The sequence below is a fragment of the Flagellimonas crocea genome (assembly GCF_033441595.1).
Taxonomy (GTDB): Bacteria; Bacteroidota; Bacteroidia; order Flavobacteriales; family Flavobacteriaceae; genus Flagellimonas; species Flagellimonas crocea.
The window spans coordinates 520,061-543,571 of the sequence record NZ_JAUZVX010000002.1; the positions used below are offsets into that span (position 1 = coordinate 520,061).

At 43.2% G+C, this 23,511-nt stretch carries 25 protein-coding genes; 15 read left to right on the forward strand and 10 right to left on the reverse strand.

Annotated elements, in window-relative coordinates:
- The first annotated feature begins 118 nt into the window (after positions 1-118).
- From SD449_RS07510 to SD449_RS07525, 4 genes are all read left to right on the forward strand, one after another.
- Positions 119-1,093: a polyprenyl synthetase family protein gene (locus SD449_RS07510; protein ID WP_318309697.1), complete on the forward strand. Its 975-nt coding sequence runs from the start codon at positions 119-121 to the stop codon at positions 1,091-1,093.
- 109 nt (positions 1,094-1,202) lie between these two features.
- Positions 1,203-1,778 (forward strand): RNA polymerase sigma factor, encoded by a 576-nt coding sequence (locus SD449_RS07515; protein ID WP_318309699.1) that lies wholly within the window; start codon positions 1,203-1,205, stop codon positions 1,776-1,778.
- Between the two features lie 5 nt (positions 1,779-1,783).
- On the forward strand, positions 1,784-2,503 hold the full coding sequence (locus SD449_RS07520; RefSeq protein WP_318309701.1) for a hypothetical protein: 720 nt from the start codon (positions 1,784-1,786) through the stop codon (positions 2,501-2,503).
- A gap of 84 nt (positions 2,504-2,587) precedes the next feature.
- A complete protein-coding gene (locus SD449_RS07525; RefSeq protein ID WP_318309702.1) occupies positions 2,588-3,661 on the forward strand; it encodes a hypothetical protein in 1,074 nt (357 codons plus the stop codon).
- Between the two features lie 48 nt (positions 3,662-3,709).
- Here SD449_RS07525 and SD449_RS07530 read toward each other — a convergent pair whose 3' ends face one another.
- Positions 3,710-3,952, reverse strand: a complete 243-nt coding sequence (locus SD449_RS07530) for a zinc-ribbon domain-containing protein (protein WP_318309703.1) — start codon at positions 3,950-3,952, stop codon at positions 3,710-3,712.
- 106 nt (positions 3,953-4,058) lie between these two features.
- Between SD449_RS07530 and SD449_RS07535 the strand changes: the two genes are divergently transcribed.
- Positions 4,059-4,688, forward strand: a complete 630-nt coding sequence (locus tag SD449_RS07535; protein WP_318309705.1) for a 2OG-Fe(II) oxygenase — start codon at positions 4,059-4,061, stop codon at positions 4,686-4,688.
- Positions 4,689-4,694: 6 nt separating this feature from the next.
- Here SD449_RS07535 and SD449_RS07540 read toward each other — a convergent pair whose 3' ends face one another.
- The 3 genes from SD449_RS07540 to SD449_RS07550 form a co-directional block, all read right to left on the reverse strand.
- Positions 4,695-5,006 carry a phosphoribosylpyrophosphate synthetase gene (locus tag SD449_RS07540; RefSeq protein WP_318309708.1) on the reverse strand — a complete coding sequence of 104 codons (312 nt, stop codon included), beginning with the start codon at positions 5,004-5,006 and terminating at the stop codon, positions 4,695-4,697.
- Between the two features lie 10 nt (positions 5,007-5,016).
- On the reverse strand, positions 5,017-5,550 hold the full coding sequence (locus tag SD449_RS07545; RefSeq protein ID WP_318309710.1) for a flavodoxin domain-containing protein: 534 nt from the start codon (positions 5,548-5,550) through the stop codon (positions 5,017-5,019).
- 87 nt (positions 5,551-5,637) lie between these two features.
- Positions 5,638-7,461 carry a Xaa-Pro dipeptidyl-peptidase gene (locus SD449_RS07550; RefSeq protein WP_318309711.1) on the reverse strand — a complete coding sequence of 608 codons (1,824 nt, stop codon included), beginning with the start codon at positions 7,459-7,461 and terminating at the stop codon, positions 5,638-5,640.
- Between the two features lie 137 nt (positions 7,462-7,598).
- On the opposite strand from SD449_RS07550, the gene dnaG reads away from it, so the two are divergent.
- Entirely contained in the window at positions 7,599-9,572 is a 1,974-nt protein-coding gene (dnaG, locus tag SD449_RS07555) for a DNA primase (protein WP_318309713.1), read from the forward strand.
- 69 nt (positions 9,573-9,641) lie between these two features.
- Here the strand turns inward: dnaG and SD449_RS07560 are convergent, their stop codons facing one another.
- Both SD449_RS07560 and nadE read right to left on the reverse strand, forming a co-directional pair.
- Positions 9,642-10,271, reverse strand: a complete 630-nt coding sequence (locus SD449_RS07560) for a response regulator transcription factor (RefSeq protein ID WP_318309715.1) — start codon at positions 10,269-10,271, stop codon at positions 9,642-9,644.
- Between the two features lie 159 nt (positions 10,272-10,430).
- Complete coding sequence (gene nadE / locus SD449_RS07565; RefSeq protein ID WP_318309717.1) at positions 10,431-11,219, reverse strand: NAD(+) synthase; 789 nt, start codon at positions 11,217-11,219, stop codon at positions 10,431-10,433.
- Positions 11,220-11,286: 67 nt separating this feature from the next.
- Here nadE and gldB point away from each other — a divergent pair, with 67 nt between their 5' ends.
- Positions 11,287-12,276, forward strand: a complete 990-nt coding sequence (gene gldB / locus SD449_RS07570; protein ID WP_318309718.1) for a gliding motility lipoprotein GldB — start codon at positions 11,287-11,289, stop codon at positions 12,274-12,276.
- Complete coding sequence (gldC, locus tag SD449_RS07575; RefSeq protein WP_318309719.1) at positions 12,277-12,612, forward strand: gliding motility protein GldC; 336 nt, start codon at positions 12,277-12,279, stop codon at positions 12,610-12,612. It begins immediately after the preceding gene.
- Positions 12,613-12,617: 5 nt separating this feature from the next.
- On the opposite strand, the gene SD449_RS07580 is transcribed toward gldC, so the two are convergent.
- From SD449_RS07580 to SD449_RS07595, 4 genes are all read right to left on the reverse strand, one after another.
- Positions 12,618-13,118 carry a hypothetical protein gene (locus SD449_RS07580; protein ID WP_318309720.1) on the reverse strand — a complete coding sequence of 167 codons (501 nt, stop codon included), beginning with the start codon at positions 13,116-13,118 and terminating at the stop codon, positions 12,618-12,620.
- Between the two features lie 122 nt (positions 13,119-13,240).
- A complete protein-coding gene (locus tag SD449_RS07585) occupies positions 13,241-13,969 on the reverse strand; it encodes a pirin family protein (protein WP_318309721.1) in 729 nt (242 codons plus the stop codon).
- Positions 13,970-14,076: 107 nt separating this feature from the next.
- Positions 14,077-14,691, reverse strand: coding sequence for a ribosome biogenesis GTP-binding protein YihA/YsxC (gene yihA / locus SD449_RS07590; RefSeq protein WP_318309722.1), 615 nt, complete (start codon positions 14,689-14,691; stop codon positions 14,077-14,079).
- A gap of 2 nt (positions 14,692-14,693) precedes the next feature.
- Positions 14,694-15,458, reverse strand: coding sequence for an alpha/beta fold hydrolase (locus SD449_RS07595; protein WP_318309723.1), 765 nt, complete (start codon positions 15,456-15,458; stop codon positions 14,694-14,696).
- A gap of 244 nt (positions 15,459-15,702) precedes the next feature.
- On the opposite strand from SD449_RS07595, the gene SD449_RS07600 reads away from it, so the two are divergent.
- The 7 genes from SD449_RS07600 (at position 15,703) to murD (ending at position 23,510) form a co-directional block, all read left to right on the forward strand.
- Positions 15,703-16,158 (forward strand): division/cell wall cluster transcriptional repressor MraZ, encoded by a 456-nt coding sequence (locus tag SD449_RS07600; RefSeq protein ID WP_318309724.1) that lies wholly within the window; start codon positions 15,703-15,705, stop codon positions 16,156-16,158.
- Positions 16,151-17,053 (forward strand): 16S rRNA (cytosine(1402)-N(4))-methyltransferase RsmH, encoded by a 903-nt coding sequence (gene rsmH / locus SD449_RS07605; protein ID WP_318310242.1) that lies wholly within the window; start codon positions 16,151-16,153, stop codon positions 17,051-17,053. Before SD449_RS07600 ends, rsmH begins: the two co-directional genes overlap by 8 nt.
- Positions 17,054-17,157: 104 nt before the next feature.
- Entirely contained in the window at positions 17,158-17,475 is a 318-nt protein-coding gene (locus SD449_RS07610; RefSeq protein WP_318309725.1) for an FtsL-like putative cell division protein, read from the forward strand.
- On the forward strand, positions 17,475-19,484 hold the full coding sequence (locus SD449_RS07615; RefSeq protein ID WP_318309726.1) for a penicillin-binding protein: 2,010 nt from the start codon (positions 17,475-17,477) through the stop codon (positions 19,482-19,484). The genes SD449_RS07610 and SD449_RS07615 overlap by 1 nt, the downstream gene beginning before the upstream one ends.
- The gene (locus tag SD449_RS07620) at positions 19,481-20,944 is read left to right on the forward strand and encodes a UDP-N-acetylmuramoyl-L-alanyl-D-glutamate--2,6-diaminopimelate ligase (protein ID WP_318309729.1); all 1,464 of its coding nucleotides are present in this window, start codon (positions 19,481-19,483) and stop codon (positions 20,942-20,944) included. Before SD449_RS07615 ends, SD449_RS07620 begins: the two co-directional genes overlap by 4 nt.
- A gap of 8 nt (positions 20,945-20,952) precedes the next feature.
- Positions 20,953-22,173, forward strand: coding sequence for a phospho-N-acetylmuramoyl-pentapeptide-transferase (gene mraY / locus SD449_RS07625; RefSeq protein WP_318309731.1), 1,221 nt, complete (start codon positions 20,953-20,955; stop codon positions 22,171-22,173).
- A 2-nt stretch (positions 22,174-22,175) separates the two neighbouring features.
- The gene (murD, locus tag SD449_RS07630) at positions 22,176-23,510 is read left to right on the forward strand and encodes a UDP-N-acetylmuramoyl-L-alanine--D-glutamate ligase (RefSeq protein ID WP_318309732.1); all 1,335 of its coding nucleotides are present in this window, start codon (positions 22,176-22,178) and stop codon (positions 23,508-23,510) included.
- The last annotated feature ends 1 nt before the right edge of the window (position 23,511 follow it).

Here is a 23,511-nt window from a genome sequence, read left to right on the forward strand (position 1 = left end):
CTCCCCTGTAAATCATCGATAGTTTTGGGCCTGTATCTTAAAACTTCGATTTCATTCCAACAACTCTTGCATTTTCCCTACTTTTAGACATTCAAAACCAAATACCACAACTGTTACGTTGAAAATCGTTTCGCAGATAAGGGAGCCCATAGAAAATGAGATGCGACTTTTTGAGGAGAAATTCCTCAAATCCATGTCCTCCAAAGTTGCATTGTTCAATCGGATTACCTACTACATAGTCAACCGCAAGGGTAAGCAAATGCGCCCCATGTTTGTTTTTTTGACCGCCAAATTACTGAATGGCGAGGTCAATGAGCGAACCTATACGGGAGCTTCCATAATTGAGTTGATCCACACCGCAAGTTTGGTACACGATGATGTGGTGGACGACAGTAACAAACGTAGGGGCTTTTTCTCCATCAATGCATTGTGGAAGAACAAAATAGCCGTTTTGGTCGGTGACTTTCTGTTCTCGAAAGGGCTTCTGGTCTCTTTGGAAGGCAAGAATTACGATCTTCTGCACATCATTTCCAATGCGGTGCGTGATATGAGCGAAGGGGAATTACTTCAAATTGAAAAAGCACGATTATTGGATATTACCGAAGAGGTGTACTACGATATCATACGGCAAAAAACCGCCACTTTGATCGCTGCTTGTTGCAGTATGGGCGCTTGTTCTGTTAGACCTGACTCAGAAGAAGTGGAAACTTTTAGGAAGTTTGGGGAGCTTTGTGGAATGGCCTTTCAAATTAAGGACGATCTTTTTGATTACGGGGCCGAAAAAATCGGGAAACCAACGGGTATCGATATCAAGGAACAAAAAATGACGCTTCCGCTGATCTATGCTTTGAACAACAGTGACAAGGAAAAGAAAAAGTGGTTGATCAACTCCATCAAAAAGCACAACAAGAACAAAAAACGGGTAAAGGAAGTAATCGAGTACGTTAAAGAAAAAGACGGGTTGGATTATGCCGTGGTCAAAATGTTGGAGTTTAAGGACCAAGCTTTGGCCATTTTGGACAATTATCCCGATTCTGAGTATAAAAGTGCCCTCACACTTATGGTCAACTACGTGGTAGACCGAAAAAAATAGTATTTTAAAAAATTGAATATCAATTAAATACTGAAAATTTTTATTTTCGGGCAACCTTTCATTCCCTTATCTCGTCTATTAAAATAGAAGCACTTATAGCAACCAAACTTTGAAGATCATCGCGCTACATAGCAACGAAAAACAGTTGATCAAAAAATCGATCAAGGGAGATCAACAGGCACAAAAGTCGTTATACGACAAGTTTGCGCCAAAAATGTTGGGCGTTTGCAGGCAATATATCAAAGATCTCCATTTTGCGGAGGATGTCATGATCAATGGTTTCGTAAAAGTGTTCAACCATTTAAGCTCCTATCAACATAAGGGAAGTTTTGAAGGTTGGATCAGGACCATTATGGTGCGGGAGAGTATCTCGTATTTGCGCAAAAGACAGTTTGTGGTCTATGACGATGATGCTGTGGAGGCAAACGGAAAAATTTCAACCTCCACAGAAGGACTTTTGGATGTGGAGTATGTGCAACATCTTATCGATGAGCTTCCCGAAGGCTACAAAGCGGTATTCTTGCTGTACGCCATTGAAGGTTACGGCCACAAGGAGATTGCAGAAACTTTGGAAATAACGGAGGGAACTTCAAAATCCCAATTGTTCAAAGCGAGAAGGATGCTTCAGGATAATTTAAGTTTAAAGGGAATGTCGCCCAAATCACATTCGGCGAACAAAAAATAGAGGGTATGGATAAACTCGAAAAACATATCAAGGAGAAGCTGGAGGAGCGAACCATTGCGCCATCAAAAGGAGCTTGGGATAGGATTGCCTCTCAGATAAAGGAGCCGGCACCGCGAAAAAGAAACACTTGGTTTACGTATGCCGTGGCAGCAAGCGTTATGGGCATTGTGCTGGTGTCGCTTTTCTTTTTTACAAATGGTGATGCAGAGGCAGAAAGACTGCAAGTTGTGGAAACGGAGGTCAAAAAAGAAGCTGAAGTGAAATCCGAGGAAGAAGTTGACAAAGAATTGGCTCCAGTGATTGAAACCGAGGTGGCCGAGATAGAGGTTGAATCCTTGGAACCGAAAGATACTGAAGCATTCCAGCAACCGACTTCCAATGTAGTGGTTGCCGAGCAAGAAGCAAAAGAGCCATTGCAGGACGAAATCAAAATAAATTCGGATAAGTTGATCGCACAAAAAGTGGAGGAAGTGGTCGCTCAGGTAGAAATGATGGAAAATACCCAGCAAGATGTTACCGATGCCGAAGTGGATTCCCTGTTGCGAGCGGCGCAACGACAGATTTTGACCGACAAATTATTCGCCGATGGGGGTTCCGTGGATGCCATGTCGCTACTGGCCGAAGTGGAGGATGAACTGGACGAATCGTTCCGAGACCAAATCTTTGATGCCCTAAAAACAGGTTACCTTAAACTACGTACCGCAGTGGCAGACCGAAATCAATAAAATTATTCATCAATCAAGACAGGCCTCTTATAACTTCCTGCCCAATGGGCGGGAAGGAGGGAGGTTTATAAACCAAAAACAATCATGAGAACAATTACATTTTATTCAGCAGTTTTATTCATGTGCCTGTTTTCCCAAGGCGTATTGGGACAAGAGGACGACTATCAAAAGAAAATAGATGCGTTGAGAGTGGAAAGGCAACGTATTATAGACCAGGAAAAGGATGCTCTCAAATTTGAGGTCAGGGAAATCAACAAAAGATTGGATGATGGGGAAATCAGTGAGGAAGAAGCCCGATTGCTCAAGGAGGACGTGGCAAAAAGAAGGGCCTTGAACATTGAGAACCGCGTTGCCATTGTGGATAACAAAATAGCCTTGTTGGAACGTAACGAAGGAGAGGTTTTAGTGTTGTCCGAATTGGATTCACTTGAAAACGATAGAATGCGCATCGGACTTCTTATTGATGGTAAACCGGCCATAACCTTTAACTCGAACCGATGGAAAAGGGATATAAAATATGACCGGAGAACCTATTCTGATTTTGTGATGGCCATAGGGCTGAACAATGCATTGATCGAAGGACAGTCCTTGGATGATACCCCTTACAAGATTGGGGGAAGCCGTTTTTTTGAAATGGGGTGGCAATGGCGGACAAGGGTCTTTAAAAACTCCAACTGGCTTCGTTTCAATTATGGATTCTCTTTTCAATTCAATGGATTAAAGCCAGATGGTAACAGAGTGTTCGTGCAAGAAGGGGACCAGACCGTATTGGAGGAGTTTGAATATGATCTGGACAAGTCCAAACTGCGAATGGACAACCTGGTGTTTCCTGTGCATTTTGAAGTGGGCCCGTCCCGGTTCAAGAAGCGCGAGCATACCATTAGATATTCCATAAGAGATCAGTTTAGATTGGGTTTTGGAGGCTACGGAGGCTTTAATTTGGGAACCCGCCAAAAGCTAAAATATCAACGCAATGGCGAACATGTGAAGGATAAGCTAAAGAGAGATTACAATACCAGTGACCTTATTTACGGAGTTAGTGGATACATGGGTATCGATGGGGTATTGTTATACATTAAATATGATCTGAATCCGATTTTTAAGGACGCCGAAATCAAACAGAACAATATATCACTGGGCCTTCGGTTCGATATTTGACTATTTTGAACCCTAGAAAAAAGCGGTCACGATTTTCCTGGCCGTTTTTTATTTGGATAGTGCCCGTTCCATTTCCAATGTAAAATCTTCCTTGTAGTACACCTTTTTACAATGGGAACATTCTGCATAGCGGATGTTATTGATGGTAAACAATGGAATCCAGAATAAATGGGCGTAGTTCGGCTGGACCACCGCTGTCAAAGTTCCCCTTTGCCCACAATGGGAGCAGACGACGTGCGGAAGTGGTTTGGTTTCTTTTTTACCGGGTCTTGTTCCAAAAAATAATATCATTTTGTCTTACAATTGCTCCAATTCAAAGTTAGAGATTCCTCTAGGAATGTAGAAAAATGATTTTTGTTTTTAAATATTTTCTACATTCGCCCACATTTTTGAAACAATGGAAGCCTACCACAGTTTAGAGGATTGGTTGTCTTGGATGGATGATATCTCCAGTAAGGACTATGTTATAATCGACCATTTTTTGCGGGAAGAACTGTATGCGGAAATCAAATCGTTCTTTCTGGGAAAACTCCCCAATTTTAAGGAGGCCGGTATTGGTGCCCACTCCGATAATCAAATCGATGCCAAAATACGTGGTGATTTCACCTATTGGCTGGACCGACAACGCGATGCCCAATTGGAAACCTATTGGAACCTCTTGGACGAAACGATGCACATTTTTAACCGTTATTGCTATTTGAGCTTATCGGGATATGAGTTCCATTTGGCCCATTATCCGTCCGGTGGACATTATGCCCGGCATTTAGATCAGTTCGAAAATCGGAACAACCGGATGGTATCCATGATCATTTATTTTAATGATGATTGGCAACATGGTGATGGGGGAGAACTGGAAATTTTTAACCCAGATGGAACCAGCTTTTTAGTGGAACCTAAAGCCGCTCGGTGCGTAATGTTCAAAAGTGCAGAGGTTCCGCATGCCGTGCTTAAGGCCCACAAAAGTAGATTCAGCCTTACCGGTTGGTTGTTGTACCAGCCTTCTTCGGTCGGCAAATTTCATGTGTGATCGTAATCAATCCTCCTGAAACGGAATCTGTTTGATGAGCTCATCGTTCTGTCCGCTTGAAGCACTATAGGACATCACCATGGTGCCTTTGGTGCCATCACTTGCTTCAATGGCAAAAACCGTTGATTGGTCGCCAGGGTTCGTCATCCCTTCAAACCGATAAGATTCAATGATCTTTAGTTCGCTGGGTTGGTACTCTTTTTTGGAATACAGGGCCTTGATGCAGGTCGCATCTGCTTCAAAATCCTCTTTGTACCCCTCCTCTTGGGTCAATGTATTGATTGCTTCCGAAAGTGTGTCGAAACTATATTTGCTCATATTTATTTGATTATGTTTTTAAACTATTTGTAAATGTTAGGACAAGTTCTTTCACCTTGTTCCAATCGGTGTACTCATAATCTTGGCTAGTGTCGATGGAACCGCCTTCTTTTTTTGCAATGGAGCGCATAATGAGCTTTTTAAAATAATTATATTTTGTGTATTTCAAAGCTCCCGCAATTTGCCAAGTGATGTTGGCGTTCCATTTGGTCTCTTTTAAAAAATCCTCCGCAATTTTTGCTACTTCTTCGTGTTCCTCCTCAATTTGAGAAGCCATGGCCATACTCACCGAAAAAAAGGCGCTTGGTACGCTGTTCAAGAACTCCAAGTTTTCAGTGATATAATTTTTTATCAGCGTATTATATTTTTGAACATGTACGGAGCTGCCAATAAAAACTGCATCAAAACCTTTCGGGGCTGGTGGTTCCTCAACAACATTTGCGATGACCACTTGGTGATTTTCTTCCTGAAGGACATTTTCCATAAATCTTGCAATTTTTCGGGTATGACCTTCCACGGTACCATAAATTATTAAAATTTTCATGTCCTTTGGATTTGTGTTTTACTCATCCAAAGGCACGCAATCTCTGTTTCAATTCAAATGATTAAAGTCAGCTTTGATCACTTGTATTTATAATTTGCCACCAACAATGGGCAGTATCAGTTCGGTTCCGTCCAGATCTATCGTAAGTTCTGTTCCCGGTTTTGGCCACAATGTAAATTCCTTGTCGCTGGAAAATATCATCAATCCGATTTGCTGGCCTTTTGGGATGATCTGGTCATCGGGCATCAGTTCAAATTCCATGTCATAAAATTTACCGGGGACCAAAGGTTCACTTTTCACAAGAGATTTATGATTTTGAGGGTCTGCCCATCCACGGGTAATGATGTTGTCGGTTATTTTGGAATTCAGGGCATCGCTCCATGGCAGGGATACCACCCATACCGATAAATTGGCGGCCGGTTTACTGCTTGCCAGTCTGATTTTTATTTTTGGAACCCCTGAGATGTGGACATCTTCCAATAAAGTCGGGGTAACAAATAGCAATCGGTTTTCGGATTCTTCTGTATTGGCCAAACTTGAACCTGAGAAGGAATAATTGTCCACTAAGGTTTCGGTTCCCTGTTTTTTGGGCTTGTTGGTGCTCAATTGTCCTTTGGCCGGTGCTCCTGCACTGAGGTACAATTTTACATCCTTGGCGTCGGGATTCGGATAATCGGCATAAGGGGTAGGATTGTCTTTACTGTCATTTTCGCGTACGATCCATGCCCTAGGTTCTTTTTCCACTCCGTTTTCCACTCCATAAAGGTAGCGTGTAAACCATCGGTTCATCATGGAAATGGGTGGTGGCCCGCCGTGTCCGTTTTGATGATAATAAATCTGTACGGGCAACCCCATTTCCTTGGCTTTATTGTAAATACGGTAGCTGTGCTCTGGCATCACGTTCCAATCGTTGAACCCGTGAGACATTAAAAGTGCGGCCTTCATAGGTTTCATATCGTTCAGGTAATCCCTTCCTGCCCAAAAATCATTATAGTCCCCTGTAATACGGTCTTGGCCGTTCTTCATTTCGGTATCACGGACCCTTTCGTTGTTTTTGGTCCTTTTGGATTCGTCTCCGCTATGGATGAAGTCATAAAGCACATCGATGTCCTCTCCCAAATAACCTCCCGGGGATCGCACAAGTCCATTGGAGCGGTAATAGTGATAATAGGATGTATTCGGAGCAATTGGGATTATGGCTTCTAGTCCCTCGACACCAGTGGTTGCCGCGGCAAGCGGAATGGTTCCATTGTAAGATGTGCCGGTCATGCCCACTTTTCCAGTGGACCAATAGGCCTTTACTTCTTCGTTGCCGTCACGTTCGGTATAACCCTTCGCTCTTCCGTTCAACCAATCGATGACCGCTTTCGGGGCGAGGGACTCATTGTCACCGCCAACCGTTGGGGCACCGTCTGAAAGCCCTGTGCCAGGTGAGGAGGAATGTACCACGATATAGCCCCTTGGGACCCATGTCATTACTTGTGAATTGGAGATTACAGGGCGTTCTCCAATGCGGGTCACCTCTGGATGTTTTCTGGGTTTGCCCGGTTCGCCAAGTTCGTGCTGTACATCCCAAAAAATACCTTTGTCCAAGCCGGCCGTGCCAGCGTAATACGGACTGGATTCATAGATTACGGGAAGCTTCAGGTTCTCGGTTTCGGTCTGTTGGGGCCTTGTCACATCAACATGCATGCGGTCCAGTTTTCCGTCCCCATCTGAATCAAAAGTAGTCTCCACCCAAAGATCGTGGCGTATCCATGTGTCGGGGTCAGAAAAAGCTTTCACTACTTGGGCTTCGCCATTTTCAATGACCGGTCCGGATTTTTCCGGCATTTGTGCGTTTGACGCAATCACGAAGGCTATCAAAAAGATCATGAAAGCCCAATTATGTTTTGATATTCTTTTTATCATACTATCCATTTTGTAAAATTACCTCTCTTTGTCATGGAGGAACTCCTAAGATACTAAATCTAATACAGGCATTTGGTTTTTGGATTCTTCAAAACTTTGTTTTTATTTACCTTTAACAGCTATTTTAACCGAAAGTCTTGATTTCAAAAACCACCATAGACCAAGTATATGAAACCGCCCGATTGGAGGAGGTAATCGGTGATTTTGTACAATTGAAGAAATCAGGGTCCAATTTTAAGGGATTGAGCCCATTTACCGACGAGCGAACCCCAAGTTTCATGGTTTCCCCGGTAAAACAGATCTGGAAGGATTTTAGTAGTGGCAAAGGGGGCAATGTGGTGGCTTTTTTGATGGAGCACGAACATTTTACCTACCCCGAGGCCATTAAATACTTGGCGAAAAAGTACAATATTGAGGTCGAGGAAACCGAGCAATCCGACGAGCAAAAAGAGCAGGCCAACGAGAGGGAAAGTATGTATCTCGTGTCGGAATATGCCCAAAAATATTTTACGGAGATTTTATGGGAAAGTGAACCGGGCAAAGCAATTGGGCTTTCCTATTTTAAGGAGCGCGGGTTTACCGATGAGACCATAAAACGTTTTGGCCTTGGCTTCAGCTTGGACGAATGGGAAGCATTCACCAAAGCGGCGTTGGACAAAGGGTACCAACTGGAGTTTCTGGAGAAAACGGGCCTGACCATTGTAAAGGAGCAAGCTGGTGGGGAGAACAGAACTTTTGACAGGTTCAAGGGAAGGGTCATGTTTCCTATCCATTCCATGAGTGGAAGGGTCTTGGGCTTCGGTGGCCGTATTTTGACGAATGATAAGAAAGCGGCCAAATACCTGAATTCTCCTGAAAGCGATATTTACCATAAGAGCAAGGTGCTCTATGGAATTTATTTTGCAAAACAGGCGATTGCCAAAGAAGACAACTGTTTTTTGGTGGAAGGCTATACGGATGTTATCCAAATGTACCAGCGTGGAGTTGAAAACGTGGTGTCCTCCAGTGGAACGGCGTTGACCCCCGAACAGATTAGGCTCATAAACAGGCTTACCAAAAATATTACCGTTCTATTTGATGGTGATGCCGCAGGATTGCGTGCATCGTTAAGAGGAATCGACCTTATTTTGGAACAGGGCATGAACGTTAAGGTCTGTACTTTTCCTGAGGGAGAGGACCCCGATAGTTTTGCCAAGAACAATACCTATGAGGACCTGGTACTCTATCTGGAGGAAAATGCAAAGGATTTTATCCAGTTCAAGACGTCGCTGTTGGCGAAAGAAGCAGCCAATGACCCTATAAAACGGGCCGATACGGTTAGGGACATCGTGAACAGTATCAGTAAAATTCCGGATAGGATCCGTCAGGAAATCTATGTGCAGGAATGTGCAAGAATGATGCAGATTTCTGAAGAGGTACTTTACAATACCTTGGCGCAGATTGATAAAAAGCACCAAACGGATACTGCAAAAAAGGAAAGAAAGGAACAAAAAGCCTTTGAAGTTGTCAAGAACGATCAGGTGGTCGAAAAGGTGGATGTCCAATACGAACTTGAGCGCAAGATCATCGAGGTTCTTTTATTGTACGGAGACCAAAAGCAGGAGTTCGAGGATTTGGTTCTCAAAGAGAATGAAGCGGGCGAACTGGTGCTGGAGCCCGAGATTGTGGAGGCGAAGGTATATGAGAAGGTATATTTGGACCTTCAGGATGACGAAATCGAGCTTACTAACGAACAATTCAAGACCATATATTACAAATTGATAGAAAGGCTCAATGAGGATACGGATTTTTCGATCAATACCTTTTTGTCCGATCTGGACCAAGAAACGGTCTCGCAGGTTTCTTCAATCTTAATGGAAGAGGAGCAATATGTGCTGCACGATTGGGAGCGTAGGGATATCTACCCAAAGGAGAAAAAAACGGGAATTGCCCAGTTGGTAGGTGAGACTATATTGACACTGCGCTGCAACCTCATAAAATCCCGTATTGAAAAACTGCAGCAACGTACCGAGGACAATCCAGGGGACAATACAGAGGTCTTGGAAGAAATCGTGAATTATTTGCAGTTGAACAAATTATTGAACGCCAAGTTGAACCGCGTACTTTCTTAAAAAAATAAAAATCCCAATCAAAAAAGATGATAGGGATTTTTACAATAGTTGGTTTGGTTGGGTAATTTCTCAATAAAGTTCCAGGGCTTTGGCCTGTTGCAGTAAGTCCACCAAATTGTCCACATTCAGCTTCTTCATCAATCTTGCTTTGTATGTACTTACTGTTTTTTCGTTTAGGTTTAACCCTTCGGCTACTTCCTTGTTTCTTTTTCCACTGGCCAAAAGTTTAAGTACTTCGACCTCTCTGGAAGAAAGTTTTCTAAAGAATCTTCTGGGTTTTTGCGTGCCTTCATCAAAAGCAAGGCGTTGGGCAAGTTCGTTCGTAATGAACATGTTCCCGTCGCTCACTTTCTTTACCGCCGAAATGATATAATCGATATCGGCTGTTTTGGATAGGTAACCAAAAGCACCTGCACGTATGGTACTCAGGGCGTAAACATCTTCGGACTGTCCACTGTACATTAAAGTTTTAATGTCCGGAAATTCCAATTTCATTTTTCGTAAAGTGGCAATTCCATTGATTTCTGGAATGTCCATCTCTAAAATCACTACATCGGGGGTTATTTTTTTCAATGTATTAAAAAGCTCTTCGGTAGTTGAAACGTCTCCAATAACTTCTATTTCTGAACTGGATTCAAGTACCTGTCTAATACCAAGCCTAACAATGGGATGGTTGTCAGCTATCAATACTTTTATCATTTGATTAGGTTTAATTTAATAAATGGTTAGTGGCTAAATACCTACAATTCATAGCGGGCAAGATAGCAATTTAATAGTGTAAAACTGTAATTTTTTTCTTAAAACCATAGTTTTTCTATGGTTTTTTTCGTTTTAAACTGGGTTTTTCGGGTTGAACCGTTATTTCAACTGTTCTGGAATATGGCAAATTGGGATTGGGACCATTTTATGTTTGTTGGCGGTATTGTATCTTTTATAGATGGAGAATATTTCCTTTTCCCTTCCCGAAAAATCATCCGCCACCTTGCCTTTATCGTCCATTTCCATGGCCCATTCCAGTTCGGGGTAAGAAGCTCCAATCTGGTCCTCGTCTGTTCGGCTATCCCCCCAAAGGCCATCGGTCGGTGGTGCTTCCATAATATCTTTGTTCACTCCGAGTTCAGCGCCCAATGCATAAACTTCCGTTTTAACCAAATCCGCGATGGGACTAAGGTCCACACCGCCATCGCCATATTTGGTGTAGAAACCAATACCGAAGTCTTCCACTTTGTTCCCTGTTCCTGCTACCAAATACCCTTTTAAAGCAGCAAAATAGTAAAGTGTCGTCATGCGCAGCCGTGCTCTGGTATTGGCCAGGGACATAAAACGTTCCTCTTCTTTGTCCACTTTTGGGAAAGCATCCACCAGACTATCGAATACAGGGGTCAGGTCCACTGGCTGACGGGAAACGTTCGGGAATTTTTCAATGAGCCAATCAATATGTCTGTCCGCACGGGTCACTTGGTTTTCCGCTTGGTGGATGGGCATTTCCAAACATAAAAGGTCTAGCCCGGTCTTGGCACACAGTGTAGAAGTTACAGCGGAATCTATACCTCCGGATACGCCAATCACAAAACCTTTGCAATTTGCATTTTTGGCATAGTCCTTTAACCAATCAACAATATGGGCGATTACCTTTTCTGTTTGCATATCTCAACTATTTAGATTCTATAAATTACCTTTGTGCCCTGTAAATTTAAACCCTGTACCCTTAAAAATGAAGCGGTTGTTCAAATACTTTACAATTCAGGTATTGAGAAATTTTATTTTGATGCCGGTCCTGGTACTTTCATCATGTGTGGAGACCGATAAAACCGAGGAGGAGATAGATAAAGTTGCTGTTGACGTACAGGTTTCAAGATTTGACAGGGAGTTTGCCAATGCAGCGGCATCCGACATCCCAAAACTGAAGGCCCGGTACCCTTATCTGTTTCCGGAACAGTTTCCAGATAGCGTATGGGTGGCCAAACTCACCGATACCATCCAAATAGAGCTTTCCGAAGAAGTTGACAAGACATTTGGAAACTTTGAGGAGGAATCGAAAGACCTGGAGTCGCTTTTTAAACATATCAAATACTATTTCCCGAGCACGGAGATTCCGCACGTAGTAACGCTTACCTCCGATGTGCGGTACGAGAACCGCATCATTTTAACGGATTCACTTTTACTGATTGGTCTGGATAACTATTTGGGAAAGGACCATCATTTCTATGAAGGTATGCAGCGCTATATCGCAGCATCCTTGGATAAAAAATTTTTAGTTTCTGATGTCGCGAGTGCGTTTGCCAAAAAAGTGATTTCATACCCAAGAAACCGAACACTTCTATCGAGAATGGTTTACTATGGGAAAGAACTTTATTTAAAGGACAAACTGCTTCCTACCATTACCGATGCACAAAAAATAGGGTATTCCGAAGAGGAAATGGATTGGGCCCGGGCCAATGAGGAGCAAATGTGGAGATATTTTGTGGAGCGCGAACTTCTTTACAGTACCGATGCAGGATTGGACAGAAAGTTTTTGGACCCTGCCCCGTTTACCAAATTCGGTTTGGAGCTGGACAATGAGTCGCCTCCTCGCTTGGGAAGATACCTTGGTTGGCAAATAGTAAGGGCCTTCATGGAAAAAACCGATACCGATCTAACACAAATGTTGGGTCTGCCCGCGGATGAAATTTTAAAACAATCAAATTACAAACCAAAAAAATAGATGGCAGTAAAACATACTTCGGAAATTAAATTGAAAGTTGGACTGGATGAGAACCGGGTGCCGGAGGAATTAAAATGGTCGGCTGAAGATGGTGGAATAAACGAGGAAGAGGCCAAGGCCATGATGCTTTCTGTTTGGGACAGTAAAAATCAGGAATCTTTAAAAATAGACCTATGGACCAAGGATATGCCGGTGGATGAAATGAAAATATTCTTTCATCAAACTTTGGTGACCATGGCCGATACCTTTTTTAAGGCTACCCAAGATGAAAAAATGACGGCCACCATGAAGGATTTTTGTGACTATTTTGCCGAAAAACTGGAATTGAAGAAATAGCGCGACTATTCCAATACCTTGTTCACGCGGTCAAACCTAGCTTTCTCTTCACCGCGCAAATCGAGGACATCCTCTATTTTCTGTTTTGTCGGCCGCTGAAACAATAGATAAAGAACTATCAGTGCACCGATAAGCAGATAAGTCAGGTTTTGGGTATTGGTGAAAATTACCATGCAAAAAATGGCGGCGCCTTCGATCAAAGCATATTTTACAATGGATGCGGTCTGGAACCTTGTTAGCTTGGTCAGGAGTTCCATTTCTCTGGGCAATGATCCCGTGATTTTTTTGAACAGAAAGTCGCCCAGCAAAATACAGCAAATGGACATGATGGGGACAATCGCCAAAAACATATCATCAGAAACAGAAAAACTGAGTTCTGTTTTTTTAGCCTCAACATAGAACAGAATACCTAGGATAATCGGAGTGGCCAATATGCCGATGTGTAGTATCGACATCATTTTGACATAACCTCCCGGGGTATACTTATTTGATAGATCTTTGGCCATAGAAATAGGATTTGGAATGCCCAAAAATACCCAAAATCCCCAAACTAAAATGAAATCGTTTAGAAAGGTTGTACTATATAAAGAAAAAGCCCCGACCGGGGCTTTTTTCTTGTTTGGTGGTTCTATCGTCCAATGTTGTCCATGCTCATGGGCACTTCCATGAGCAAGACCCTACTGTTCGATGTGGCTTTAAAATCGAGTGAATCAGTCTCCCAAACACCATAACCGTCCCGTTTTTCCAATTTTTGACCGTTCAATTCCACTTCACCTTCCAGAACAAAGGCGTAAACGCCATTTCCTTCTTTTTTTATTTGGTAGGTATCCGAGGACCCGGCTTCAAATTTTCCCAAATGGAACCAAGCATCTTGGTGTATCCATACCCCTTCATCATCAGGATTTGGCGAGAGTACTTGATAAAAAGTGTTTTTCTTTTCAATATTCCTTATCGAAATTTGATCGTATCTCGGTTCTACGTTCCTTTTGTTGGGGAAGACCCATATTTGAAGAAACTTGACCTGTTGATCATCATTTTTATTGTACTCACTATGTTGGATGCCCGTTCCGGCACTCATCACTTGGACATCTCCTTCCTTAATGGTTGTTGTGTTGCCCATGCTGTCCTTGTGTTCTAGGTCTCCCTCCAATGGTATGGAAATAATTTCCATGTTATCGTGCGGGTGGGTCCCAAAACCTCTTCCCGGCGCCACTTGGTCGTCGTTGAGTACGCGCAGGACCCCAAAGTGCATACGTTCGGGATCATGGTAGCCCGCAAAACTAAAAGTATGATGGGAATTTAACCAGCCATGGTCCGCATGGCCGCGAGTTGCTGCTTTGTGCAATACAGATTTCATTGTGTTGATCTTTGATTTATAAAAATATCCTTTTTAGATGCAGTATTGGTCGTAAAAACCGTTACATCCTTACCCCTTTTGACCCGTTGTGAAAATGGACTTTTTGGTTATTTGTTACTGCTGAAAAACTGCTGGTTGATATCCTCTATAAAGGCCAAAAGCTCTTCGCGTCCCATTCGGTTGGATGATGAAGTGGTAAAATGTGGAGGGGCTTCCTCCCATGCACCTTCCAATAATTTTTGCAAATAGGCATCCACGTGCTTTTTGATGGCGTTGGGCTTCAACTTGTCCGCTTTGGTAAAGATGATGGCAAATGGAATCTGGTTGGTACCGAGCCATTCCATAAATTCCAGGTCGACCGGCTGTGGGTCGTGTCGAACATCAACCAAGACGAAACCACAGACCAGTTGTTTTCTTTTTTGAAAATACTCGGTGATGTACTTCTGAAAAGTCCTTTTGTCCTTTTTGGAAACCCGTGCGTACCCATAACCTGGCAAATCCACCAAAAACCAATTGTTGTTGATTTTAAAGTGGTTGATGAGCTGTGTTTTACCGGGCCTTCCCGATGTTTTGGCCAAAGTTTTGCGTTCGACCAACATGTTGATCAAAGAAGATTTGCCCACATTGGACCTCCCGATAAAGGCATATTCCGGCAATGGCTCATTGGGGCATTTGGCAACGTTCGAGTTGCTCATCACAAAGTCTGCTGAGGTGATTTTCATGCCTAGAAGTTACGCTTTTTCAGCCAAGCTTCCAGAATGTGGTTGAACTCGTTCGGGTGCTCCATCATGGGTGCATGACCGCATTTTTCTATCCAATAAAGGTCGGAATCCGGCAGTAGTTCATGGAATTCCTTGGCCACGTTAGGGGGTGTTACCGTATCGTTTTCGCCCCAAATAATGCAAGTTGGCGTTTTCATGTGCGGTAAATCCTTGGACATGTTGTGGCGTATGGCACTCTTGGCAATGGCCAGTGTTTTTACCAACTTCATTCTATCGTTGACGGTGGCAAAGACTTCATCCACGATTTCTTTTGTGGCCACTTTTGGGTCGTAAAAAACGTTTTCAGCCTTCTTTTTGATGAACTCGTAATCTCCCCGTTTGGGGTATCCATCGCCCATAGCGCTTTCATAGAGTCCGGAACTTCCTGTTATTACTAGGGCTTTCACCATTTCCGGGAACAATTTGGTGTGCAACAGGCCAATATGTCCGCCCAATGAATTTCCCAACAGAATCACATCCTTGAGGCCCTTGTGCTCAATGAATTTTTCCAAAAACATCGCAAAGTTCTTCACGGTAGTTTTTAGCAAAGGCATGTCGTAGATGGGCAATTCAGGAATCAGCACCTTGTAGCCCTGGGATGGAAAATACTCCGAGACGCCCTGGAAGTTGCTTAGGCCTCCCATTAAACCGTGCAATATAATCATGGGAGTACCTTCTCCCTTTTCTATATATCGGTATTTGCCATCTTCAATTAAATGCTCTTCCATCAATAGTTAGTTGGTAGTAAGAGGCGCAAATATAGGCATTTCATATCACAAAGATTTTAAGTTTTTTCATTCGGATGAATCAATTATCGGAAATGATGGATTTCCCGTGATAGGATTTTTTGGGTGCGATCAACGGGATTTTATCGAAAAGTGGGGAATTTATTAACAAAAGTGGTATTAAGTGGAGAAATGTGGAAATAAAATCTATATATTTGAGTTGTATTAAGTAACCAATTGATTTCTAGTGACCCATATCATAGGACAACATGATTGCAAAGCGGACTCCAAAGGAAGGGTATTGTTGCCCATTTCTTTGAAGAACCAATTGCTGCCCGTGATCAAGGATGGGTTTATTATCAAGCGGTCTGTTTTTCAGCAATGCTTGGAATTGTATCCCAAGGCCGAGTTCGATGTTCTGATGCAGAAAGTGATGAAGAAAAGCAAAATCAACCGAAAGTACGATGCTTTTGTAAGGAATTTTGTTGCCGGGATGAAGGAAGTGAGCATTGATGGGGATTCTGGAAGATTGCAGATTCCAAAAAATTTGGTGGAGTTTGCTGGAATCGACAAGGAAGTGGTACTGAACGCGGTTTTTGACAAGATCGAGATCTGGAACAAGGATATGTACGAGAAAGTCTTGGCGGATGGTGAGAAGGATTATGCCGACCTCGCCGAGGAGATTTTTGATGACGATGAGTAGCGTGTACCATAATCCGGTTCTGCTGATGGAATCGGTGGACGGATTGAACATAAAACCAGAAGGAGTGTATGTGGATGTCACCTTTGGTGGCGGAGGGCACTCCAAGGAAATATTGAAAAGACTGGGTGAAGATGGAAAGTTGTTCGCGTTTGACCAAGATGAAGATGCCCTGCAGAATGCATTGAATGATGATAGGTTTCAGCTGATCAACCAGAACTTTCGCTATCTCAAACAGTTTTTAAAGTTCTATGGCATTCGGAAAGTTGATGGGATCTTGGCGGATTTTGGGGTTTCCTCGCACCAGTTCGATGAGGCCGATCGTGGTTTCTCCATTCGGTTCAACGCAGATTTGGACATGCGGATGGACAAAAACAATCAATTATCGGCATTTGAGGTGGTAAACGCCTATTCCCAAGAAGATTTAGCGTCGGTTCTTTTTCAGTACGGCGAGTTGCGAAATGCAAACGCCATGGCCAAGACCATTGTTGCGGCCCGTTCAGAAGAATCTATCAAAACAACCGATGACCTGAAAAATGTATTGAAAAGGTTTTTGCCCAAAATGAAAGAGAATAAAATTTTGGCACAGATCTATCAGGCCATTAGGATTGAGGTCAATCAGGAAATCGAAGTGCTCAAAGAATTTTTGGAACAGGTGCCCGAGGTTTTGAGGGAAGGCGGAAGATTGAGCTTGATCAGCTATCACTCCCTCGAAGATAGATTGGCCAAAAGATTTATACGAGCGGGGAAGTTCGATGGTGAGCCGGAAAAGGATTTTTATGGGAATATCAATGTTCCCTTAAAAAAGGTCGGTGGACTGATCACCCCATCAGCAGAAGAAACAAAGAACAATAACAGGGCAAGAAGTGCAAAGCTCCGTATAGCGGAAAAAATATAAAAGTGCTCGGGCGCTGAGCGGAGTCGAAGCGCAAGGGAACTAGAAGTCGAAAGATGTGATATGGATGGATTCCCGCCTGCGCGGGAATGACAAAAGGACAAAAAATGAGAAAAGGATTACTGGACATATTAAAAGGAAAGTTTTTGGTGAGCGGAGATGCGCCCAAGAACTGGATGTTTTTGTTGTTTGCGTCCTTCTTGGCGGCCTTGATGATATCCAGTAGTCACAATGCCGATAAAAAAGTATTGGAAATAGCGGACCTGAACGAAGAAGTCAGAAAACTGAAGAGTGAGTTTTTTGAGGCCCGTTCCAGTGTGCAGCAGCTCAAATTGGAATCGACCCTTCGCGAAGTGGTAGCGGAGAAAGGACTGGTGCCTTCTCAAAATCCACCTAAAAAAATAAAAGTTAAATCAGCGGAATAGTGGCCATCACCGAAAAAAATATCATGAACAGACTGTACCTCGTAGCCGGAGGACTTCTTGTTTTGGCTATAGCCGTGGTGGTGAAGTTGGTGGATATTCAAATGGTGCAGGGCGAAAAGTACAAGGAGCTTGCGCTTAGTAAAACCGAAAAAATGTTTACCATCGAACCCAATCGCGGAAACCTTTATTCCGAGGATGGTAGCTTGTTGGCTGCTTCAGTTCCTAAATATGATATCCGTTTCGATGCACAGACCGTTTCGCAGGAAAACTTTGAGAACAATGTCGCTGCGTTGTCAGATTCTTTGGGTCTGATGTTCGAAAGACCATCATCTTATTATAGACAATTGTTCAGAAAAGCGCGTGCAAATGGCAATCGCTACAAACTTGTGGCCCGCAACGTAGGCTATTTGGATTATGTACGGATCAAACAATTTCCATTGTTTAATCTTGGACCTTACAAAGGCGGATTTATCGAGACTCATCGAGTGGTCCGTGAATACCCTTTGGGTAAAATGGCGGCAAGGAGCATCGGTTACGAACGTGTGGACGAAAATGGGTACTACACCCGTGTTGGTCTCGATGGCGCATTTGGCGAAACATACCTGCGCGGCAAGGAAGGCAAACGTTTGAAGCAGAAAATAGCCAAAGGGCAATGGAAGCCGGTAGGACTGGACAATATCGTTGAACCTCAGGACGGACTAGATGTTGTTTCCACAATAGATATCAACATTCAGGACATAGCCCATCATGAATTGTTAAAGCAGCTCGAAAAATACAAAGCAGACCATGGTTGTGTGGTGGTCATGGAAACCAAGACGGGAGAAGTCAAGGCGATTTCCAATTTGGGACGTACCTCTGAAGGAAAATATTATGAAAAACTGAACTACGCCGTAGGGGAATCCCATGAGCCAGGTTCCACATTTAAGTTGATGTCCCTCGTAGCCGCTTTGGAAGATAAAATGGTCGATACCAGCAGTGTAATAGATACCGAAAAAGGAAGATATCGTATTTATGATGGTGTGGTCAAGGACTCCAGATGGGGAGGTTATGGAAAGATTTCAGTGGCCAAAGCTTTTGCAGTTTCTTCCAATACCGCTTTTGCAAAAATTATCAATGAGAATTATAAGGAGCAGCCCGAAAAGTTTGTCAACCGATTGATGAACATGGGGCTTCATAAAAAATTGGAGCTACCCATTATTGGTGAGGGCGACCCTGTAATACGATACCCTGGTGATAAAGGATGGTCTGGAATTTCTTTGGGATGGATGTCCCACGGTTACGAAGTTTCGTTGACGCCTATTCAAACTTTGGCATTCTATAACGCTATCGCAAATGATGGTGAGTACGTAAAACCTCGTTTGATTCAGGAGGTGCGTGAAGGGAATAAGGTATTGCAACGATTTGATAAGGAGGTTTTAAATCCGTCCATCTGTTCCAAAGAGACCGTACGAAAAGTTCAGCAGTTGATGAAAGACGTGGTGGAGAAGGAATATGGAACAGGGCATGGGCTGTATTCCAAAAACTTTTCCATGGCCGGTAAAACTGGAACCACTCAAAAAAACTACGTGGAAAAGAACCCGGATAAATTGGCCTACATCTCTTCCTTTGCGGGCTATTTCCCAGCGGACAATCCAAAGTACTCCTGTATCGTGGTAATCCATGAGCCGGATAAGGAAGAAGGCTATTACGGTGCTGATGTTTCGGGGCCGGTATTCAAATCCATGGCACAAAAAATTCATGCCATTTCTCCCATGGTGGACGAGGTGGACAGCAAGGTTATTGAGAATGAGAACTTGGAAAAAGAATATCAGCAGTACTATGCCCAAGTCCAGAAAAAATATAGTACGGTTCCCAATGTTAAAGGGATGAGCGGTATGGATGCCGTATCCCTTTTGGAAAATCTGGGAATTGAGGTCGAGGTACACGGCAACGGAAAGGTCAAAAATCAGTCCGTGAACCATGGGACCAACATCAAACAGGTCAAAAAAATAGTATTGGAGCTTTCATGAAGTTATTGAAGGACATATTATATGGTGTTAGCCTCTCCGCAGTGAGCGGGGATACCAACGTAATGGTGAACAATGTACATTTCGATTCCAGAAAGGTGGAAATGGATGATGTGTTCGTGGCCATTCGGGGTACGCTTACCGACGGCCACAAATTCATACAAAAAGCTGTGGATTTGGGTGCACGCGCCATTGTTTGCGAAGAGCTTCCTGAACTCATGGTGAATGGGGTCACTTATTTGCAGGTGGACAATTGCAACAGTGCATTGGCCGTGATTGCCTCCAACTTTTACGATAACCCTTCCAAGAACCTAAAATTAGTAGGGGTTACGGGAACCAATGGCAAGACTACGGTGACCACACTGCTGTATCATTTATTTAAAAAGGCAGGTTTTAAAGTGGGATTGATCTCTACCATCAAGGTGTTGGTGGATGACAAAGAGTACAAGACCACACATACAACTCCGGATGTATTGACCATCAACGATTATTTGTCCAAGATGAACCTAGCGGGGGTGGAGTTCTGTTTTATGGAAGTAAGCTCGCATGGAATCCATCAGAAAAGAGCTGAAGGCCTACATTTTGAGGGAGCCATCTTTACCAATTTGTCTCATGATCATTTGGATTACCATAAAACCTTTGCCGAGTACCGGGACACCAAGAAAAAATTGTTCGATGGATTGCCAAAAACAGCTTTTGCCCTGGTAAACATCGATGATAAGAACGGACTGGTGATGTTGCAGAACACCAAAGCCAAAAAATACACCTACGCCCTAAAGACCTTTGCAGATTATAGAGCCCAGATTTTGGAGAAACAGTTCAATGGTCAACTGTTGAAGGTGGATGACAACGAATTGTGGTCCAAACTCATCGGGGATTTCAATGCCTATAATTTATTGGCCATTTATGCCACTGCCGATATTCTGGGACTGGAAAAAATGGAGACCCTTAGGCTGATGAGCGAGTTGGAAAACGTGGCCGGCAGGTTTCAATATTACATATCAAAAGATAAGATAACGGCTATTGTCGATTATGCCCATACGCCGGATGCACTTAAAAATGTATTGGTTACGATCAATGCATTGAGGACTGGAAATGAAAACGTCATCACCGTAGTGGGGTGTGGTGGTGACCGTGACAAGTCTAAGCGTCCGGTTATGGGTCATATCGCTTCGGAAATGAGCAATCAGGCCATTTTTACATCCGATAATCCAAGAACGGAATCTCCCTCTATGATCATTGAAGAAATGGAAGCAGGTGTGGAGCCACAAAATGTTCGTAAGGTCCTATCCATAGAAAATAGAAAACAGGCCATAAAAACAGCCTGCAAACTGGCGGTGGCTAATGATATAATCCTAGTGGCGGGAAAGGGCCACGAGACCTATCAGGAGACCAATGGTGTCCGGGTCGATTTTGATGATTTTAAAGAAGTGAAAGAAGCTCTGGAGAGCCTAAAAAAATAATGTAGTCCATGTTATACTACTTGTTCGAATTTTTAGAGAAACAATACCAACTGCCCGGCGCGGGACTTTTTAAGTTCCTTACGTTCAGAGCGGCAATGTCCGTATTGTTGTCCCTGTTGATCGCAATGGTATACGGTAAACGCATCATATTGTTCTTGCAGAAAAAGCAGATAGGCGAAAGTATCCGTGACCTTGGTCTGGAAGGGCAAAAGCAAAAAGCGGGAACTCCTACCATGGGCGGATTGATCATTATCATGTCCACTTTGTTGCCCGTTATTCTTTTCGCCGATATCAAAAATATTTATGTGATTCTATTGATAGTGACCACCGTTTGGATGGGCATCATCGGTTTTATTGATGACTACATCAAAACCTTCAAAAAAGACAAGCAGGGGCTAAAAGGAAAATTTAAGGTTATGGGACAAGTGGTGTTGGGCCTGATTGTTGGTGCAACCCTATACTTTCATCCTGCTGTAACCATCAAGGAAAAGGATACCACAACCATTACCCAAAACTTTAAGGTGGAAAAGGTCTTTGGCGAAGAAACCAAAGCGGTACGAACCAATGTTCCCTTTTTTAAGAACAACGAACTGGATTATGCCGATTTAATTTCATGGATAGGCGAGGGTGCCGAAGATTATGCTTGGCTGATTTTTATTCCAGTAGTGATTCTGATCGTGACCGCAGTTTCCAATGGAGCAAACCTAACGGACGGAATCGATGGCCTTGCTGCCGGTTCTTCGGCTATAATCGTAATGACCTTGGCCATTTTTGCCTGGGTATCCGGTAATATTCAATTCTCCGACTATCTGGACATCTTTTATTTGCCCAGAGTGGGCGAGCTGGTGGTATTCATAGCTGCCTTTGCCGGTGCTTTGGTCGGATTTTTATGGTACAATACCTACCCTGCACAGGTTTTTATGGGTGATACGGGTAGTTTGACCATCGGCGGAGTCATTGCCGTAATCGCCATCATCGTAAGAAAGGAGTTGTTGATACCCATTTTGTGCGGAATCTTCTTTGCGGAGTCATTATCGGTGATGTTGCAAGTGGGGTATTTCAAGCATACAAAGAAAAAATACGGTGAAGGAAGGCGCATCTTCCTGATGGCGCCATTGCACCATCATTATCAGAAGAAATTATATCACGAGAGCAAAATAGTAACCCGTTTTTGGATTATAGGAATCATGTTGGCCATTATCAGCATCGTTACACTTAAAATTCGATAAAAATGGGTCGCTTGGTGATACTTGGAGGAGGAGAAAGTGGCGTTGGAACCGCCATTTTGGGAAAGCAAAAAGGATTTGAAGTCTTTGTTTCTGACAAAGGCGAAATTAAAGAGAATTACAAAAAAGTTCTTGAACATTTTGAGATTGAATGGGAGTCCGGTGAGCATACCGAGTCCAAGATTCTGAATGCCGATTTGGTGATGAAGAGTCCGGGTATTCCTGATAAAGTGCCGTTGGTAAAAGTACTTGTTGAAAAGGGAGTGCCAGTGATTTCGGAGATTGAGTTCGCATCAAAATATACCGATGCCAACTTGATTGGAATCACGGGAAGCAATGGTAAAACGACCACGACCATGTTGACCCATCACCTTTTAAAGGATGGCGGATTGAACGTGGGCATGGCGGGCAACATTGGCGATAGCTATGCTAAAATGGTAGCGGAGCAAGATTTAGACCATTATGTGTTGGAGATAAGCAGCTTTCAGTTGGATGGCATTGTGGACTTTAAACCTCACATCGCTATTCTCACCAATATAACGCCCGATCATTTGGACAGATATGAGTACAAGTTTGAAAACTATATCGCATCCAAATTCAGAATTGCCATGAATCAGGATAAAAATGATTACCTGATCTATGACGCCGATGATGAAGTGATTCAGGATGGGTTAAAAAAACACCCTGTTCAATCCAAATTAGTACCCTTTTCAGTAAAAAGGAAATTGGAAGAGGGAGCTTGGTTGGAAGACAAAACGATAAAAATAAAATTAGAACATAAAACCTTGGAAATGAGTGAAGATATTTTGGCCTTGGAAGGTCAGCACAACGTAAAGAACACAATGGCGGCAAGCATGGCGGCCATGCTGGTTAAGGTCAGAAAGGAGACGATTCGCAACAGTATTCAATCTTTTCAGGGCGTACCCCACAGATTGGAAAAAGTATTGAAGATCAACCATGTGGAATACATCAACGATTCCAAAGCGACCAATGTAAACGCCACTTTTTATGCCCTGGACGGTATTAAAAAGCCAATTATCTGGATTGCTGGCGGCGTGGATAAAGGAAACGATTATTCTGAGTTGATGTCATTGGTACGGGAAAAGGTAAAGTGCATCATTTGTTTGGGAACCGACAGTTCCAAGCTGATCGATGCCTTCGGAAATGTAATCGACCTTATGGTGGAAACCTATTCTATGGAAGAAGCTGTTAAGGTGGCCTATAAGGTTGCCGAACGCGGAGATGCAGTTTTGCTTTCTCCGGCATGTGCGAGCTTCGACCTGTTCAAAAATTACGAGGATAGGGGAGATCAATTTAAAAACGCAGTAAAAAATTTGTAAA